Here is a 17663-nt window from a genome sequence, read left to right on the forward strand (position 1 = left end):
GTAAATTATCATGAGTCCCCTGGCTTGTCAACTCATAACCGGACCTTCGAATGAGAATGATGAGAATAAGAAAAAAAGAAGGCCTGCTTGTTTTAACAGCATAGAAATACGTGTAATTCAACATATATACGTCTAAGTCGATTTTGAATCAGGCGAGCCAGGAGGAGATCGATATGAATAAGGAACATGAGCATGGCGGGGCATTCAGGGCCTCTTCCGAGAAGAGAGAGCGTAATTCGCGGACGGAATATGCGAAAAAGCTGAAGACAAAGCAAATCTATGATTGGCTGCCTCTTCAGCTGGAAATGGCGCATCATTGGATTGAGCATGAGAAGACGCAGACAAAACGGAATATGGCAAGAGGAGCCGTACACTTTTGCCAGTTCGGGGAAAATATCGGGTGTGAACAAAATGAAGAGCGTCCTGTCGTGATTATTTCAAATAATACCGTGAATTCAACATCGGGCAATGTACTGGTCATTCCATTAACAAAGAACTTGAAAATCCGTACCTTTCCAAAAACAGGGCAGCCTATCCTGACAAAGGAGGGCAATCCGATTCCGCGATTTCAAAGCCATTATTTTCTGTTCAAAAATAAATATGATTTCCTCGCGTTTGACTCGGCAGCCAAAACGGAAGAAACCACATCGGTAAGTAAAATACGTCTTAAAGATCATTTAGGTTCGCTCGACGAAGAAGATATCAGCCGACTGGAAACCCGGCTTAAATGGTCATTTGGATTGTAGAAACTCCAGAATAAGGTTGACTTTTTCAAATCGACAGGGTAGAATGAATATAAATTGATTCATTACGTCATCCACCCCGTCGTGGATAAACTCACACGTGCCCGCGTGTCGTTGAGTCCGAGAAGGAGCCGAAAGGCTCCTTTTTTATATTTGTTTCACACTTTCTAAGCTTCTTCATCTCTGCGTTGGCATCTTTAAATTCCCTCTTGCTACCATTTACCCGCTGGAACGAACTTTAACCATTTATCCCACCTGTCTATTTTTGTTTTTGTGATACAAGCCTCTCCCGTCGAATAGGATGTACAAGTAACTCATGACGTTGGAGGTGCGGCTGTTGAATCAGATGCTTGGTTATATCGTACTCGGGCTGTCGTTGTCAGCCCCGATCGGTCCCGTCAATGCCGCCCAGCTGTCCAAGGGCATTCGGGGCGGCTTTATGTCAGCATGGCTGGTCGGACTCGGCGCAATGGCAGCGGATGTGATTTATATGCTGCTTGTGTTCTTTGGTGTAATTCATTTTTTGAATATTCCGTTTATGCAGACCTTCCTGTGGCTGTTCGGCGGCTTCCTGCTCATATATACGGGCATAGAAAGCCTTAAGGATGCGGGAAAGTTTCAAATGGCGGATATGCGGGGCCGGGAGCCGCTGCTGAAATCCTTCATGTCCGGCTTCTTTATGTCACTGGGCAACCCGCTGTCCATTCTGTTCTGGCTCGGCATTTACGGCTCCGTGCTTGCCCAGACGGCGGCCCAGTCCGGATTAGGGGATCTGATCCTGAACAGCTTCTCGATTATTCTTGGTCTGCTGATCTGGGATCTAACCATGGCAGGATTCGCCAGTATTTTCCGCAAATATGTGAGCGACCGCTTATTAAAGGGAGTCTCCGTGCTGTCCGGGTTGTTCCTGATCGGATTCGGCCTTTACTTTTTGTTTGAGGCTCTGCAACTGCTGCTGCAAAGGATATAGCCATCAATAAGGCTGGCCTCAGCTCTGTCCGCCCGCCTGCTGCTTGCTCCATACTTTGCGCTGCATGAACCAGGCGACGAGGGCGATTAGCGCCAAGAATCCGAGACTCCCCCAGAAACCCGGCCTTCCCGGCCCCCTTGCCATGGTGCCGAAGACAGCTATTATAATGAAGGCAAGACCGGTCATCCGCTTGATCCGCCCCGTGCTCCCTTCTTTCAGAACTCTGCCTGCGGAGAGCAAAATAAAAACCCAATTATAGAGCAGCAGCAGCCCGGCAGCTATCGTAATCGTCTCGTAGATCGTGCCGGGAATGAGAAGGGATAATACGATGGAAGCCGCGAGCCCGATGGCCGACATGCCCAGAGCATACATAGGTCGGTCTTTCATCGCGGTTCTGGAAAAAACCGCCGGCGCATCGTGTTCTTCCGAGAGGGTGACGAGCATGGTCACGACCGCATACAAGGAAGCAACCATCGTGGAGAAGCCCGCGATGATCAATACCGCGTTGAATACATGGGGGATAAAGGGCAGATGAAATTGGCTCAGCGCCGTGATCAGCGGACTTTCCTTCGGGTTCAGCTTATCCGGTGCGATCAGGGACAGCACCAGTCCGATGGTCAAGCCGTACAGAACCGTCAGGAGCAGCAGCATGACCTTGCCGGCCTTCGGCGCATCCTTGGGCTGCTTCATCCGGAAGGCCATCATGCCCATGACCTCAATTCCGCCAAAGGCATAGAAGGCGAAAATGAGACTGGACCAAGCGCCGATCCAGCCCCCAGGCAGCCAGTTGCGATAGGCCTCGAGCCCTCCCTTCGGCCGCTCCCCGTGGAGCCACCCCATCCAGGCCGCAGCGGCTATGATAATAAACATTACCGTTGCCGCCAGCTTGGCGACAGACAGAATATTCTCGGTCATATCAAATCCCCGGTTGCCCAGAAAAATGATCAGCAGAGCCAGGACCGCGAAGGCTGTCGCGCACATCCAAAGCGGCAGATTCGGCAACCAGAAGCGGGCAAACATGGATATTGCGGTCAGCTGGCTTCCCATGATGAGAATTTCCGATAACCAATAGACCCAGCCGCTGCTGAAGCCGGCCCAGCGTCCGAACGCCTGCTTGGCATAAGTCCGGAAGGATCCTTTCTCGGGCTGCTGGGCCGTCATTTTGGCCAGAGATTCGAATACGGTATAGGTAGCAAAGGAAGCGAGCAGCAGACCTGCTAAATAAGCCGGTCCTGCCGCCTTTAGCCCGATCGCCGAACCGAGGAAGAACCCGGTGCCAACGGTTGACGCAACCCCCAGCAAAGCCAATTGCCACCAGGCTAATCCGCCCTTCTCTTGATCCCCCTGTCTTCCTTTTTCCTTCACCCTTTACTCCTCCAATGATCTCGAAATTTTCCTGATACAGTCCTTAACTCTCTGGGTTTCTATAATTGCACTGGAATTTATATTGTTGGAGGAAATCGGAATTAAAATACGTACGTTTCCTATTGCTGCCGATAAACCGGATTTCTTCTTGTGCCCCGCAGTGGAGAAATCGAGGTTCTATCTTCCCTGGAGGCGACGGGCCCATCTCTTGAGCTCTGTTGCTGTGTTATAATGGCTTAATTAGAACGCTCAGCGGAGGTATAGCTATGGCTTTTGGCATCAGCAGACAAGAACTTAATCAATGGAAACAGGCGGTCTCCCGAGGGGAGATCGCCTATTTGACCCACTACTGGCTCGATCCGCGGTTCCCTGGCATCAAAACCGTGACCAAGGTAGGGTGCAATGATCTTGTGCGCCTGGAGGACTGGTGTCTGCGGCATGACCTAAGCCCGGATTACATTCACCACCGTCCGCCCTTCCCCCACTTCGATCTGCTTGGACACAAACAGCGGGAAATTCTGATTCAGGAACAGCTTTGGGAGCAATTGGAGCGATTCCGCCTTCTTTGATCAAATATATTTCTGAAGTGTCTCGGAGATGATGGTGCTCTTTAACGGCTTGCAAATATAATCATCCATCCCCGCCTGCAGACAAAGGTTCCGATCCTCATTCAACGCATTAGCGGTTACCGCAATAATGACGGGGCAAGCCCCAGGCGCCAGGGTCTCTTTCAATACTCTGGCAGCATCAAGGCCATTCATTTCAGGCATATGCACATCCATGAAAATAATATCAAAGGCTTCATATGCCACCGCTTGAATAACCTCGTATCCATTCGCCACTGTCTTGGTCGTATGCCCTTGCTGCTCTAGCATCTTCTGGAGCACAATCTGATTCACTTCGTTATCTTCAGCGATCAGTATGTGCAGCTTCCTCGCTCCCTGATACTGCTCCATACCCGGATCTTCATCCTCCTGCGGATAGACAGCGCCAAGCGTCACCTCGAATTTAAAGGTCACCCCCGGCCCCTGATGCTGCTCAACCCATATTTTCCCTTCCATCATCTCTACCAGCTTCTTCGTAATCGCAAGTCCTAATCCCGTACCTTCAAACCGCCGTGTCATGAATTGATCCAGCTGCGAGAACGGCTTAAAGAGCAAGGCCACCTTCTCCTCCGGAATCCCGATGCCGGTATCTTTGACGGCGAAGCAAAGACGAAGCTGCTGTGCGGCCTGGCTCAGACAGGAGACTTCAACCGTAATTCCACCGGAGTAAGTAAACTTCAAGGCATTTCCGATCAGATTCATTAAAATCTGCTTGAGCCTGTCCGCGTCTCCGATGACGAGCCCAGGAATTGCCGGATCGGCGTTAAAAGAAAGCGCAAGCCCTTTTTCGTTAGCCCGAACCTTCAGAATATCCAATGTCTCGGATACAGCCAGACGGAGATCAAATGTGCTTTCATGAAGCTCGCTTTTGCCGGCCTCGATTTTTGCGAAATCAAGAATATCATTAATGATGGCCAGCAGGGTATCGCCGCTCTTGCGGATAATCTCCAGATACTCCTTCTGGGTTTCCGATAATTCGTTCATCTCGATCATCAGATCGGTCATTCCGATGATGCCGTTCATCGGTGTCCGAATCTCATGACTCATCATCGCAAGAAATTCACTCTTGGCCCGGTTTGTTCGCTCGGCTGCCTCCTTGGCGATTAACAGCTGCTTCTGTTCCCGGATATCCTTCGCAATAATATAGAATCCGACGTTTTCGCCGCCGATAATGATCGGCGCAACCGTCGCCAGCACCTCTGCCTCCTGTCCATCCTTCTGACGGATACTGTTAATGCTCTTGTCGATTGCCGGCGTGGAGAAATTCGACTTCGCTGCAGATAAAATATCCCGCAGCTTGCTTTCGCCGATGAACATTGAAAAGCGCTGTCCGGTCATTTTCGAAATCTCGTAGCCCGTCAGTTTCTCGGCCATGGCGTTAGCATTGATCACATGGCCCCGCAGATCCAGTGAGAACACCGCGTCATGATTGTATTTTTTCAGGGAATTATACCTCTCTACCGTCTCCTGAAGCTTGCGCTCCACGCGTTTGCGGTCGGTAATATCCTGCACGGTCCCGCTCATTCTTACCGGGGTTCCGCTGTTGTCATAGCTTACGGTTCCCCGTAAATGCAAATACTCCATCTCTGTCTCCGGAATAGTATGCCTGAATTCAAAGTCGAAGACCCCGCTTTCAAGAGCCTCGCCAAGTGATTGGAGAAATCTTTCCCGTTCACGGGGCGAGAACTTGCTTAAGACCTCCTTCGACGTAACCGTATTGTTAGCTTGATCGAACCGGAGCATCCGGAACACATCCCCAAGCCAAATCACCCTGTCGTCAGGCAGACTCCATTCCCAGCTTCCGATCCGCGCCATGCCCATCGTCTCTTTCAGGATATCAATTTCACTTCCGGAGAGAGAGACCTCGCGTCCAACCGCAATGAACAAGGGCCCGTTATCTGCTTCCTCAGCAATCGAGAAGTGAAAATCGTAGGGCAGGTATGCCCCGTTCTTGTGCTTCAGGGTAAGCTGTAATTCTCCGCGCCCATTCCGCACGATGTCCTGCCAGCTGCGCGTCTCTTCCAGCAAGCCCCATTGCGAGAACGGGACACCGATGATTTCGTCCGGCGCATATCCAAGCTTCTTCTCTAAAGACGGCGAGCAATAGACTCCGATCCCTTGCAGGTCGCAGCAATACACCAAATCCTCCATATGCTTCAGAACCATCCGGCTCAAGTCTTCACCAATCGCATATTCCCGCTTGTTGTCCATATTCTGCCTCCGCCCTAGGTTAAATGGATGTAATGGTTCTATCTCTTAAATCATTATAATTCAACAGCTTAAAAGTAAAATTTATGTATATCTCATTTTTCCCTTTTCAATGTGACTTCGTCAAGCTATGATTACTCTGGGAGAAACCGTGTATAGAGATAAATTCATATTGAGGTGACGCATAATGGCTAATTCTGCTTCTGTTCAATCCGCCCCGGTAAGCTTGTTCAAGAACAAGTTCTATCAGACGATTCTGATCTCGAATATCTTTCTTCAAATCGGGATTTGGGTGCGTAATTTTGCAATTCTGATGTTTGTTACTGACCAGACCAACAGTGATCCGCTCGCGATATCCCTGATCTCGGTGGTCGAATTTGCGCCAATCTTTGTCTTCTCCTTCATCGGCGGCGCATTTGCTGACCGCTGGAGGCCCAAGCGAACGATGATCTGGTGCGATTTCTTATCCGCCGTTTCGGTCTTTGCAGTGCTTCTCACGCTTCTGTACGGCTCCTGGGAAAGCGTCTATCTGGCAACCTTTGTGTCCGCCATTCTGTCCCAGTTCTCACAGCCCTCGGTCATGAAGCTGTTCAAGCAGCATGTTCATCCTGATAAAGTACAACAAGGGATGGCGCTGTTCCAGTCTTTGATTGCTATCTTTATGGTGATGGGACCTTCGTTGGGCATATTCGCTTACCATCAATTCGGCATTCATTTGTCCATCGGGGTAATGGGCGTTGCTTTTCTTCTGTCCGCTCTGGTCTTGTTCCGGCTGCCTGCAGATGAAGAGGAGCATAACGCGTCAAAAGAAAAGAAAGGCTCCAGTATCCTTCAGGAGCTGCGTGACGGCTTCCGCTATGTTTGGCAAAGTCCGATTCTGAAGGTGCTCGGAGTAGCCTTTGCGATCGCAGGCTTTGCGATCGGCACCATTCAGACGCTCGGACTCTTCCTGGTAACAGAGCGTCTTGGTCAAGACAAGGAGTTCCTGCAATATCTCCTTATGGTGAACGGCGTAGCGATGTTAATAGGCGGCGGCGTGATCATGACGCTCTCCCGCAAGATTCGCCCGCAAATTCTCCTGGCCTTCGGCACGGCGGTCAGCGCGATATGTATTATAGGAATGGGATGGTCCAATAGCATATCATTAACCTTGTTTCTGCAGTTTCTAAACGGCTTGACCTTCCCATGCATTCAGATCGGAATCAATACGCTGATTCTGCAGTCCACCGAGCAAAGCTATGTAGGCCGGGTAAACGGCGTGCTTAGCCCGATGTTCATGGGCATGATGGTCATTATGATGTCTCTGGCCGGCGTAATGAAAAAGCTCTTTCCGCTGGTCGGCATTTATTCTATGGCCGGGATTGTGATGCTGGTTGGAGCGATTATTCTCATTCCAATCTTCAAATACAAGCCTGCAGCAACAGTGGATTCTTCGCACGGAGCAGCGGCTCCTCAGATACACTAGGCTCTCTAATCAGAAACCAGCTAATACCTTGTCAAGGGTGTCCCAGAAGTGATCATAAGATGAACTGAGGGGCGCCCTCTTTCATTTCGTCAAACATAAAGAAACCGCTCTCTGGAAAATGGAGGTACCACCCAACCCTAAACCAAAAGAAGACGGTTCTTTGTACATTCGAACATTCGATATAGCAGGGATCAACTCTGTTTCCCAATATAAGTAATGCGGTACATTTGGTCTAAGGAAGTAAACACTTGGTATAACGGACATTATGTCTCCTTACGGTCCGTCTTTGGATGAGCCAGAATTGTAACGGACATTTTGGCTGCTAAGAGAGTAGAATCGAGTGAACCAGAGTCGTTTGAGCGTCCTAAGCGCCCGAAATGTCCGTTACCCCTTCGAATCATAAGAACAAGTCTGCTAAGGATCTAAAATGTCCGTTAGGAGTTTAAAGTATCCGGCAGCGAGCAACAGATGGCTAATCAGAGAACCGGTTGCTCACAAATAGGTGTCTGATTAGGAGAAGCAAGCATCACAATGGATTTAGAAGAAGACATCCACGCAAACCACCTCGTCCGCGTAGTAAACACTGCTTGCAATCGTCTCGACGACGCCATCTTTGACGCAGCTTACCCCGGAGGTGGACGAGACATCATGTTCATGTGGATTGCAGTCAGACAAAGACCCGATTTCCGCACCACTAACCGTTTTCGCTCTGAGCGAATAATGACCGTATGGGAGACGGTGTTTACCGCAACAAGAAAGAGTCCTGACAACCCCATGCCTTTGCATGGGAGTTGCAGGACTCTTATTGCTGACTCTTTTATATGAGTTGAACCAACTTATACCGATCAACGTTGATTGAAAATATCGGTAAGAACAGGAACGATTTGAGATTTGCGGGATACAACGCCCTTCAGCACGGCGGTGTTGTTCTCCAGCTTCACCTGATAGGCTGCCTCAACAGCATCAGCTGCTTTTCCAAGTGCAAGCCCTACAGAATCATTGTTCAGAATGTCTGTCACAACGAACAGGAACAAATCCAGTCCCTTGCGGTCCACGATTGCATTCAAAGCCGCCTCAAGCTCGGCCTGGCGCGAGAGAACATCTTGAACGTCTACCGCATTAACCTGCGCGATCTCCACTTTGGAGCCGCCCATATCAAATTCCTTCGCATCCAGCGAAATGAGCTGCTCGATCGTCTTATCGCTGAGATCGGCACCTGCCTTCAGCATATCCAGTCCGTATTCCTCCGCATTTACCCCTGCGATTTCAGCAAGCTCGCGGGCAGCAGCTACATCCTGCTCGGTGCAGGTTGGGGATTTGAACAGCAGGGAATCGGAGATAATCGCAGATAGCATCAGTCCGGCAATATTCGCAGGAACGGAAATTCCGTTTTCCTTGTACAGCTTGTTCAGAATCGTCGCGGTGCAGCCTACGGGCTCGGCACGATAGTACAGAGGTCCGCTGGTCTCGAAATTCGCGATACGATGATGGTCGATAACCTCGACTACGGTAAGCTTCTCAATATCGGAGACGCTTTGCTGACGTTCGTTATGGTCGACCAGAATCACCTTCTTCACTTCATCTGAAGCCGATTCAATAACGCGCGGCGCCTGGAAGCCGAACTTGTCCAGCGCAAATTGAGTCTCGCCGTTCGGTGCGCCGAGAGCCACAGCTTCAGCATCCCAGCCGAGCTTCTTTTTCAGGTCCGCGTAGGCAATAGCAGAACAGATGGTATCCGTGTCCGGGTTCTTGTGTCCGAAAATCAATACTTTTTCCATTCGATTACTCTCCTTTATGATTTCGCTTAGAAAAGTATAGCTCACAACCAGATTTACAATCAAGACCTGTCCCCTGAGCGAAATGAATTTACAGCACCGGATAAACCATGTACCATCTAAGTAATCCGTGCTGCCGCAGGAGTTCGGCTATGAGTGCGTGTTCAAAAGATGACCTTCTGAACAACCTCGATAAGAGTTTCAGTTCCTGCTCAGGCGGCATTCAGCGGATGTTCAGCGATATCGGGCACAATAGAAGTACGAGTTCAAAAAGTCAGGTTTTCAGCACCGAGAAGGTTGCGAGAACCTGAAGAAGGAGGAACGGAGTGTAGGCAAAACCTACATGAGCGAAATGCTTCCAAAGGAAGCATACCTCGTAAGCATCCGCTCGGACTTCGAGGGTGAACGCAAGATTCGATGTCGAATCACTCCCTTGAAATTCTTCGTGATCAAAAGATGGCTTTTTGAACGACCTCTAAAAGTAATTATAGTTTGCGCTGCACTGGAGGCTAGTAACATGAAAAACATCAAGGGTGTCAAAATAATGCTCGTCGATGACGAGGCGCATATTACCCAGTTTCTTGAGCTCGGACTTGTGAATGAAGGCTTTGACATTCGGACTGCCTCCGATGGCATGACTGCGGTGAATCTGGCTGTTGAATACCAGCCTCATGTCGTTATCCTTGATGTGATGATGCCCGGGATGGACGGCTGGGAGGTCTGCCGGCTCCTGAAGAAGACGCTCCACAATGTTGCGATCATTATGCTAACCGCCAAAGACGAGGTGGAGGATCGGGTAAAGGGCCTTACGACCGGTGCGGATGATTATGTAGTGAAGCCGTTCAGCTTTGAGGAGCTGTTGGCCCGAATCGGAGCGCGCCTTCGCAATCAGTTCCCCGCCTTGTTCGGAGAAGTCAGCTTCGGGCCCTTTAAGCTCGATGACCGGCGGAAGGAGATTCAGTATAACGAGGCCGTGCTCGAACTGTCCCCAACAGAGTATGAGCTTTTGAAATATCTTGTCATCAATCACGGCATTGTTCTCAGCAAGAGCAAAATTCTGGAGCAGGTCTGGGGATATGATTTTGGCGGCGAGGAAAATATTGTTGAGGTCTACATCCGTTCCTTGCGCGAGAAGCTGAACGATAGGGAGCATCGGTTGATCCGGACACTCAGAGGCGCGGGGTACCGCGTAGACCTTCCATGAAGCCCGGCATCCGTCGGTGGTCCGGAAGGCTTCGGGACAGCTTTTCCCCCGCTTCTTTACGAACCCAGTTACTATCCAGATCACTCATTATTCTTGCTGTCCTGCTTCTGCTTATCGGTACCGTGCAATTTATTGTCATGAAAAATTTCCTGTACAGTAACCAGGCTGAGACATTGCAATCGCAGATCCGCGGCCTTCCGAAGGAGCTCTTGGGAGAGAACAGCTGGATTTTCCGGAACCGGTTCAAGAATGAGCCAGGTACGGCGCTTGTGCCGCCCTCTGCATCGCCTCCTTACGATACGTCCGAGGCCGGGGAGCGGAGGCCGTTCTTATTTCTGCCGGACACCTCGATTGCATTGATCAATGCAGAGAACGAACTGATTAACCCCTCCTTCAACGAATCCGGGCTTCCCGCCCCGCAGCTGACATCGGAACAATACAGCAAGATCCGGAAGGAATGGGACACCCGAAATATACGGGCTTATCAAATCGCGCATGATCAAAATGGAACTGAGCAGCTTCTTGTGTTCCGTCCTGCCGACGGGCCGCGAGGCTGGGATCTGTTGATTCAGATGGGTATCTCTACAGCGCCGTTGAAGGCTATTGCCTGGCGGCAGCTGACCATCTTCATCAGTCTGTCTCTCATCGCGCTCGGTGCCGGGCTGATGCTCTATCTGTCGATTCTACGCAAAACCTTGACTCCGCTGAATCAGATGGTGAAGACGGTTGAAGAGCTGGATGCCGGCAAGCTGGACCGCCGCTTTGATACCTCTCTCGGGCAGAGCGAGATCGACCGGTTAGCGGAATCGTTCAACGGGATGCTGGAGCGGCTGGAGGCTTCCTTTGAAAATGAGCGGGAGGCCAGGGAGCATATGCAGCGGTTTATTGCGGATGCCTCCCATGAGCTGCGGACACCGCTCACTTCGATTCACGGCTTCCTTGAGGTGCTGCTGCGCGGTGCTGCCGAGAAACCGGAACAGCTGAATGCGGCGCTTGGAAGCATGCTTGGCGAAGCCAAGCGGATGAAGAAGCTGGTCGAGGATTTGCTGATCCTTGCGAAGCTGGACCGAACTCCTGCTGTCAGCAGATCCGAGACTTCGCTGGATACATTGATTGAAGAGATGGAGCCGCAGCTGCGGATGCTGGCCGGAGAACGGAAGGTCATCTTCTCTCTGGCTCCGCATATCCGGGCTATGACGGATCGCGACGGAATCAAGCAGGTGATTCTGAATCTGTTCCACAATGCGGTACAGCACACAGACCCCGGGCTGGGAACCATTCATATTTCCCTGTCTGTCCTTGCAGGCAACTGGGCCGAACTCCGGGTGAAGGACAACGGTCCGGGGATTACACCGGAGCATCTCCCCCATGTGTTCGAACGCTTCTACAGAAGCGAGGTCTCCCGGGTCCGCAACCGTCAGGGCGGGGCAGGCCTGGGGCTTGCGATCACTCAATCGATTGTTGAGGTCCATGGCGGACAGATCGAGGTCGACAGCACGCCGGGTGATGGTGCGGCATTCATCGTGAAGCTGCCTATCCTGGCGGCGGACGCTCCCTCCCATTAATAACAGGGCCAGCCCGTTCCTCCACTTCGGAGGCACTGGGCTGGCCCTGTCTGTTGTTAGCAGATGTTACGCTTCAATCTCAATTGGCTCCACGACATAATGCTCGTATTTGCCATAATCACTCTGTCTGCATTCCAGGGCAAGCCGCGTGCCTTCCTCTTCATAGCTCGTATCCAGAATATTCGCATGCTCATTCAGATAAGAGACGACAGCGCCTTGATCATAAGGAATCAGCATGTCGCAACGGATGTAATCCTTGAAGACTTGCCGGGAGATCAAGCCCGCCAGCTCATCAATGCCGATCCGGCGTTTGGCCGAGAGGTAGATCCGATTGTCCAGCGTTTCGGGGATCGCCTGCTCGGTCAGGTCTGCTTTGTTATAGGCATAGATAACGGGGATATCCTTGATGCCGATGTCCTCCAGTGTCCTGTTCGTAATATCGATCATACGCTCATACTCCGGGTTGGCGTAATCCACGACATGGATCAGCAAATCCGCCTCCGCCACTTCCTCCAGGGTAGACCGGAACGCCTTGATCAGATGATGGGGCAGCTTGCTGACAAAGCCGACCGTATCGGTGAGCAGAAAAGTCTTGTTATCCTCAAGCGGAATACTGCGGACCGAGGTCTCCAGCGTAGCGAACAGCATATCCTTCTCCAGGACCTGCTTCTCCTGCTCCGGATTAAACCGCTCCAGCATCGCATTCATTATCGTGGATTTGCCTGCATTGGTGTAACCGACCAAAGAGACCACAGGAAAGTCGTTCTTCTTGCGCTGCTTCCGTTGCGTCTGCCGATGCAGTGTCAGCGTCTCCAGCTCCCGGCTTAACGCTGTAATCTTCTCTTCGATCCGCCGGCGGTCCAGCTCCAGCTTTGTCTCTCCGGCGCCGCGGTTTTTGGTGCCTACACCGCCGCCTTGACGGCCAAGTGATTCCCGCATCCCGACGAGGCGCGGCAGCATATACTTCAGATGGGCAACCTCTACCTGAAGCTGCGCCTCGCGTGTCCGCGCCCGCTGATCGAAAATGTCGAGAATGAGCACGGTTCGGTCAATAATTTTGCAGTCCAGATCGGCCTCCAGATTTCGAATCTGTGAAGGAGACAACTCATCGTTAAAAATAACGAGATTCCCGTCATTGGCTTCCAGGAGTGCTCGAACCTCTTCTATTTTCCCGGTGCCGATATAGTGGGATGAGTTAATCTTGAGCAGGTTCTGGGCGAGCGTCGCCACGACCTCAATGTCACAGGCTTCAGCCAGATTAGCAAGCTCCTCCATGGAGTATTCAAAATCCTTCTGATGATTCAGGTTCACGCCGACCAAAACGGCATTTTGTTTTAATTGTTCCATATCATATTCCTCCCTAGCGTTCATGAATAGGTTTAACCATTACGGTCATGTTCAATCGCGCGGGAATGTGCCCTGCATAACAAAAAACACAGGCAGCAGCCTGTGTCGGAACAAACGAAACTAAAGGTGAGAAGGCCATGGTCCGCGGCAAATAATGCGCGCTCCCGGCGGTTTCTCCTTTAGTCGGCATATTCTATTCAAAAGATGAGTCCCTTCGTCATAGCATACCAATCCCGTTTGCCCTGCACAGGTGCAGAGCCTTTGAGCACTATTCAATTAGCCGCGCAAAGTGGAAAAACGGAATTTAATATTAATCACGAGGAACCCTCCGTTCGCTTAAGATAGTTCTACTCTAACATAAAGCGGTTCGCCTGACAATTTGCGTGCCTTAAACTTCGATAATAGCTCCTTCTCTAAGCTTCTTCTAGAAATCGAGTATAGCAAGACCCCCATCCGTATCCAGCAATTCAAAGTGATTTTTGGTAAAACGAATTAGTCCATCCTCCGCCATACGCTGCAATTCCCGGGATAACGCGCTGCGGTCCACGTTCAGGTAATCCGCCAGATCGCTGCCGGAGAATGGAATGTCAAAGGCTAGAGCATTGCTCTTCCTGGCTTGCAGACTGAGGTAATGCAAGATTCGATCCCGCAGCGATTTGTGAGAGACGATGTCCAGCTTATGATACATGGAACGGTTATTCTTAACGCATGATATTGACGAGGCCTTGCTGCTGGGCAACGAAATTGTGATCCTCTCGGCAAAATCCCATACCATTACCCAGCGCATTTCCCTGGACTCGCCCCAAAGGGAGTGTTCGCTCAAGGACCTCGATTTAATGAAGGTGCGTGGCGATATTCTGAAGCAGCCCTGCCTGGCCTGATACAATCAGAACCCTCCCTGATCAAGATAAAGCCTGCATATAATCCTTAGCGAGCCTTGCCTTCATCATTAGAGGAAATGTTGTATCCTAATTTAGCTATTTACGGAGATAGAGTCGGCTGCTCTCCTCCCAGATCTCGCCGGGCTCAAGCCCGAACAAGCCGATCTCATCTGCTGCCAGGCCCGTGTTCGGAGCATTCACCAGATTGATCTGCGGCTCCGGACAGAAGAAGCCTTCACGGGCCCCGTTGTTCCAGATCATCCATTGCTTGTACGAGGTGCCTGCATCATAGACCAGTGTCAGCCCGCGGCTCTGGTCGGTGAGCTCCATCCGGCTTCTTCCGTTCTGTGCCGCAGCCGTATAATGATTATCCATGCTTTCGAAGAATGGATAGACGCCTTCGCCCTTCATCAGCTGTTCCTGCTCCGTAAGCGGCTGGAATTTGCCCGTTGGCAGCATCCGTTCATTCAGCTCCCAACGGTCCCCGATCGTCAGCTTCAGACGATAATCCTTAGCCGCGCTTCCCTCCGCGAACGGCGCATTGACCGAGGTATGGAAAGCGAGCAGGCAAGGCATCGCCTCCTCTCCGGTATTCAGCACCAGGACTTGCTGTGAAAGCCCCTGCTCTCCCAGACTGTAACGGAGCCGGATCTTGTATTTGTAGGGAAAGTATTGATAGGATTCATGCCGTTCATCCACGGAAATGGTTACCGATACGTAGCTTTCCGTTCCTGTAGTTCCGTAATCCTCTACCTGCCAAGGAATGTTATACAGAAAGCCGTGCAGATGGTTGCCGGTTGCACTCTCATTTACCGGAAACTGATGAACCTTCCCGTTCCATGGGAATTTGCCGTCCTCATAGCGATTGGGAGGGAACAGTACCGGAATGCCATGAACCATCGGTCTGGCCTTGAACGATTCCATCTCCTCGGCAGTCGGTTCATGCAGCAATTTAAGTCCCCGCTCGATATCACGGAATGCGATCAGGTTCCCGCCGATTTCGGGCAGCAGGGCGGCCTCGTAGTTTCCCGCCTTCAGCCAAATGGCTATCTCACCTTGATACTGTCCCTCGTAAGCCTTCAATTCCAATGCACACATATGCACCTCTCCTTTATCTTCTTCGATTCTATATAAGTTGAACTAATGATTATGCACTGGGGGCAACGTGTAAAGTGTTCTTACACGAATGCACGGGCAGACACGTAAACAAAACGTTCGCCGCGCGCCATCACATGGCATTTCTGCTCGGGATAGTGCTCGTACAAATAATCAACAAAATAACCCGGCTTCTCGCTGTTTCCGGCAAAAACATCATAATGCAGCGGAATCACGGTCTCCGCGCCGATTCGAACCGCTAATTCTGCGGCCTCACGGTAGTTCATATTGCCGATGATTCCTTTTTCTCTGCGGAAATAATCGCGCCCGTTAATCGGCAGCAACGCCACGTCGGGAGCAATCTCGGCAAGCCGCTCCGCCAGTCCGGGATAGATCACGGTGTCGCCGGCATGATAGAGTGTTACTCCATTCAACTCCAGCACATAACCAACGCTGCGTTCATATCCATTCTCATCCTGCTCAAGCTCTTCGTGTGCTGCCGGAATGACAGTCAGGCGCAGCTTGGAGAACAGCTCCCTTGCTTCCCTAGCATCCGCCGTCAGGATACTGGTGCCTTCTACACCCATCCGAAGCAATTCTTGCCGGCAGCACGCAGGCGCTATAATCGGAGCCTCCTTATTCTGGGCATGGAATACCGTCAACGTCCCCTCATCCATATGATCATCATGCTCATGGGTGATCAGGCACAGGTCAGCCCCGGTGATGTCCTCGGGAATGATCGGAGCCGGGTAGGAGCGGACAGGACCGTTCCGGTCCAAGAAGTCGGAGACATAAGGATCGATGTATACCGTAATCCCATCTCCCTTAATGATCACACTCTCCTGACCCAGGAACCAGATCGCCAAGGTGCCGTACGGAACCTCGGTGCTGCGCACCTCCTGGATTAATGCTGTTCCTTTTCTTGCAGATTTCATCTTCATCCTCCCTTCATGCCTATTGTAACAGTTACTGCTGTTAGTGAAGAAGGCCCTTTCGGGCCTTCGCTTCCTACTTGGTTGTCCCAGAGAAGAACAACGGTCTCAAATCGAAGAAATCAAGCTCTGCTTCTCCAGTTCCTTTTGCAAATCGAATCAGGTTGTCGCCGGCCTGCAATTGTACCTTTGCTGTAGATAGTCCCCAATTTTCCCACGCTTTGTGAACAACATACAGCTCATTTGCCCTGCCTTCATTCACGCTCAGCAAGAAGTGAGAGGTCTTTCCATCCATTGCGCCATTAGCTGTTCTGGCCAGTAGCGCATATTCACCCTCTTGATCAACTTTCACACTGAACTCCACATAGCTGTCTTCCTCACTGAAATGACCTGCTTTCTCGCCCCCGGAGCCAGTGCTGCTCTCCAAGGCAGCTGCTCCGCCGCCGAAGGTCCCCTTCTCGGCTTCAAAGCGGACTCTTGCAGGTTCGCCTGCCGGCAGGGAGATCGGCTGATTCGGGTTAACAGGCTCGCCCAAATGAGGGGTGTTATCCTCATTCCAGGTGAAGGTCTGCGCCCGAACCTCGCGGTTCCACCCGGCACCGTCATATTTAGCGGTATGGTAGACGATCCAGTCCTCCGACCCGTCAGGAGATGTTGTAAAGGAGTGATGCCCCGGTCCATGGATGCCGTTAGCCGACTTGAAGATCGGCTCATCCCGCTTCGTCCAGGAGGCCGGATCAAGCAGGTTGCTGCCCGCCTCTGCGGTTATTAACCCCAGGCAGTAGTCATTCGTCCAGCTTCCGCTTGCCGAATACACAAGATTAATGACTCCGTTGCGAATAATCACCTGCGGTCCCTCGTTGACATTCGGGGAATGATTCGTCTCCCAGCTCAGAACCGGTCTGGCAATTTCCACCCGTTCCGAATCGATCGTCCAGGGATCGCTCATATGCGCAATGTATAGAATTTGCCGGATATTAATGTCTTCCTCCCAACCGGACCATATAAAATAAAGCTCATCCTCCACCTGAAGCACGGTGCCGTCAATTGCCCAGCGGTTCGTCTCGTCTGTAATCTGACCCTTCTGCTTCCAGAAGCCCTGGGTCGGGTCCTCCGAGGTGTTCTCCATAACATACATCCGGTGGTTCACGTTGTCCCCGTCGTCCATAGCGTAATAAATGTACCAAGCCCCACGGATATAATGCAGCTCAGGCGCCCAGATGCCGTGTCCGCCCGTTGGGATTACCTTTTTGGCACCGGTATCGAGCGTAGTCAAGTTCGGGGATTTCCAGACTGTGACGTTATCTCCCGTTGTCTTCGTGAAGTAATAAAATCCGTCCGTATGTTTATATACCCAAGGGTCAGCCCCATCCTGCATGATCATATTGAAAAAAAGATTCGTGTTTTCCATCTTCTCCACCTTCCCGCAGCCGATCGGGATCAATAAAAACAGGCAGACCGCCGGCAGCAGTGCTTTTCTGATGATAAGCCTTCTCATGCCCTGCCTC

The 17663-nt window shown here is 51.3% G+C and carries 15 protein-coding genes and 1 pseudogene; 8 read left to right on the forward strand and 8 right to left on the reverse strand.

Annotation, left to right across the window (positions count from 1 at the left end):
• Positions 1 to 173 precede the first annotated feature (173 nt).
• Positions 174 to 746 (forward strand): type II toxin-antitoxin system PemK/MazF family toxin, encoded by a 573-nt coding sequence (locus tag KI362_RS15280; protein WP_301628315.1) that lies wholly within the window; start codon positions 174 to 176, stop codon positions 744 to 746.
• A gap of 334 nt (positions 747 to 1080) precedes the next feature.
• Positions 1081 to 1713: a LysE family transporter gene (locus KI362_RS15285; RefSeq protein ID WP_301628316.1), complete on the forward strand. Its 633-nt coding sequence runs from the start codon at positions 1081 to 1083 to the stop codon at positions 1711 to 1713.
• 18 nt (positions 1714 to 1731) lie between these two features.
• On the opposite strand, the gene KI362_RS15290 is transcribed toward KI362_RS15285, so the two are convergent.
• Positions 1732 to 3078, reverse strand: coding sequence for an amino acid permease (locus tag KI362_RS15290; RefSeq protein ID WP_301628318.1), 1347 nt, complete (start codon positions 3076 to 3078; stop codon positions 1732 to 1734).
• Positions 3079 to 3344: 266 nt separating this feature from the next.
• On the opposite strand from KI362_RS15290, the gene KI362_RS15295 reads away from it, so the two are divergent.
• Positions 3345 to 3647 carry a hypothetical protein gene (locus KI362_RS15295; protein WP_044482283.1) on the forward strand — a complete coding sequence of 101 codons (303 nt, stop codon included), beginning with the start codon at positions 3345 to 3347 and terminating at the stop codon, positions 3645 to 3647.
• Here KI362_RS15295 and KI362_RS15300 read toward each other — a convergent pair whose 3' ends face one another.
• Entirely contained in the window at positions 3648 to 5894 is a 2247-nt protein-coding gene (locus tag KI362_RS15300; RefSeq protein WP_301628320.1) for an ATP-binding protein, read from the reverse strand.
• A 184-nt stretch (positions 5895 to 6078) separates the two neighbouring features.
• Between KI362_RS15300 and KI362_RS15305 the strand changes: the two genes are divergently transcribed.
• Positions 6079 to 7356, forward strand: coding sequence for an MFS transporter (locus KI362_RS15305; protein WP_301628322.1), 1278 nt, complete (start codon positions 6079 to 6081; stop codon positions 7354 to 7356).
• A 531-nt stretch (positions 7357 to 7887) separates the two neighbouring features.
• Positions 7888 to 8106, forward strand: a pseudogene (locus tag KI362_RS25610) (IS1182 family transposase); the annotation flags it as partial.
• Positions 8107 to 8201: 95 nt separating this feature from the next.
• Here the strand turns inward: KI362_RS25610 and KI362_RS15310 are convergent.
• Complete coding sequence (locus tag KI362_RS15310; protein ID WP_301628324.1) at positions 8202 to 9134, reverse strand: manganese-dependent inorganic pyrophosphatase; 933 nt, start codon at positions 9132 to 9134, stop codon at positions 8202 to 8204.
• Positions 9135 to 9648: 514 nt separating this feature from the next.
• Here KI362_RS15310 and KI362_RS15315 point away from each other — a divergent pair.
• Together KI362_RS15315 and KI362_RS15320 are read left to right on the forward strand one after the other, a co-directional pair.
• Positions 9649 to 10335, forward strand: a complete 687-nt coding sequence (locus KI362_RS15315; protein WP_301628326.1) for a response regulator transcription factor — start codon at positions 9649 to 9651, stop codon at positions 10333 to 10335.
• On the forward strand, positions 10332 to 11900 hold the full coding sequence (locus tag KI362_RS15320) for a sensor histidine kinase (protein ID WP_301628328.1): 1569 nt from the start codon (positions 10332 to 10334) through the stop codon (positions 11898 to 11900). The genes KI362_RS15315 and KI362_RS15320 overlap by 4 nt, the downstream gene beginning before the upstream one ends.
• Positions 11901 to 11966: 66 nt before the next feature.
• On the opposite strand, the gene hflX is transcribed toward KI362_RS15320, so the two are convergent.
• Positions 11967 to 13247, reverse strand: a complete 1281-nt coding sequence (gene hflX, locus KI362_RS15325; RefSeq protein WP_301628330.1) for a GTPase HflX — start codon at positions 13245 to 13247, stop codon at positions 11967 to 11969.
• A gap of 424 nt (positions 13248 to 13671) precedes the next feature.
• The gene (locus KI362_RS15330) at positions 13672 to 13935 is read right to left on the reverse strand and encodes a Crp/Fnr family transcriptional regulator (protein WP_301628332.1); all 264 of its coding nucleotides are present in this window, start codon (positions 13933 to 13935) and stop codon (positions 13672 to 13674) included.
• Here KI362_RS15330 and KI362_RS15335 point away from each other — a divergent pair.
• Complete coding sequence (locus tag KI362_RS15335) at positions 13934 to 14128, forward strand: hypothetical protein (protein ID WP_301628334.1); 195 nt, start codon at positions 13934 to 13936, stop codon at positions 14126 to 14128. The two genes, KI362_RS15330 and KI362_RS15335, sit on opposite strands and share 2 nt — an antisense overlap.
• A gap of 96 nt (positions 14129 to 14224) precedes the next feature.
• On the opposite strand, the gene KI362_RS15340 is transcribed toward KI362_RS15335, so the two are convergent.
• The 3 genes from KI362_RS15340 to KI362_RS15350 form a co-directional block, all read right to left on the reverse strand.
• Positions 14225 to 15226: an aldose 1-epimerase gene (locus tag KI362_RS15340; RefSeq protein ID WP_301628335.1), complete on the reverse strand. Its 1002-nt coding sequence runs from the start codon at positions 15224 to 15226 to the stop codon at positions 14225 to 14227.
• Positions 15227 to 15306: 80 nt separating this feature from the next.
• Positions 15307 to 16158 (reverse strand): MBL fold metallo-hydrolase, encoded by an 852-nt coding sequence (locus KI362_RS15345; RefSeq protein ID WP_301628336.1) that lies wholly within the window; start codon positions 16156 to 16158, stop codon positions 15307 to 15309.
• Positions 16159 to 16231: 73 nt separating this feature from the next.
• Positions 16232 to 17653, reverse strand: a complete 1422-nt coding sequence (locus tag KI362_RS15350; RefSeq protein WP_301628337.1) for a family 43 glycosylhydrolase — start codon at positions 17651 to 17653, stop codon at positions 16232 to 16234.
• Positions 17654 to 17663 lie beyond the last annotated feature (10 nt).

Origin of the sequence: Paenibacillus apis (assembly GCF_018333295.1) — a bacterium.
Classification (GTDB): Bacteria; Bacillota; Bacilli; order Paenibacillales; family Paenibacillaceae; genus Fontibacillus; species Fontibacillus antibioticophila.

Excerpts from the sequence above, each read along its gene's own strand:
- KI362_RS15300 (WP_301628320.1), bottom strand. The coding sequence starts at position 5,894 with ATGGACAACAAGCGGGAATATGCGATTGGTGAAGACTTGAGCCGGATG.
- hflX (WP_301628330.1), bottom strand. The coding sequence starts at position 13,247 with ATGGAACAATTAAAACAAAATGCCGTTTTGGTCGGCGTGAACCTGAAT.
- KI362_RS15310 (WP_301628324.1), bottom strand. The coding sequence starts at position 9,134 with ATGGAAAAAGTATTGATTTTCGGACACAAGAACCCGGACACGGATACC.
- KI362_RS15335 (WP_301628334.1), top strand. The coding sequence starts at position 13,934 with ATGGAACGGTTATTCTTAACGCATGATATTGACGAGGCCTTGCTGCTG.
- KI362_RS15350 (WP_301628337.1), bottom strand. The coding sequence starts at position 17,653 with ATGAGAAGGCTTATCATCAGAAAAGCACTGCTGCCGGCGGTCTGCCTG.
- KI362_RS15315 (WP_301628326.1), top strand. The coding sequence starts at position 9,649 with ATGAAAAACATCAAGGGTGTCAAAATAATGCTCGTCGATGACGAGGCG.
- KI362_RS15305 (WP_301628322.1), top strand. The coding sequence starts at position 6,079 with ATGGCTAATTCTGCTTCTGTTCAATCCGCCCCGGTAAGCTTGTTCAAG.
- KI362_RS15280 (WP_301628315.1), top strand. The coding sequence starts at position 174 with ATGAATAAGGAACATGAGCATGGCGGGGCATTCAGGGCCTCTTCCGAG.
- KI362_RS15340 (WP_301628335.1), bottom strand. The coding sequence starts at position 15,226 with ATGTGTGCATTGGAATTGAAGGCTTACGAGGGACAGTATCAAGGTGAG.
- KI362_RS15330 (WP_301628332.1), bottom strand. The coding sequence starts at position 13,935 with ATGTATCATAAGCTGGACATCGTCTCTCACAAATCGCTGCGGGATCGA.
- KI362_RS15320 (WP_301628328.1), top strand. The coding sequence starts at position 10,332 with ATGAAGCCCGGCATCCGTCGGTGGTCCGGAAGGCTTCGGGACAGCTTT.
- KI362_RS15345 (WP_301628336.1), bottom strand. The coding sequence starts at position 16,158 with ATGAAATCTGCAAGAAAAGGAACAGCATTAATCCAGGAGGTGCGCAGC.
- KI362_RS15295 (WP_044482283.1), top strand. The coding sequence starts at position 3,345 with ATGGCTTTTGGCATCAGCAGACAAGAACTTAATCAATGGAAACAGGCG.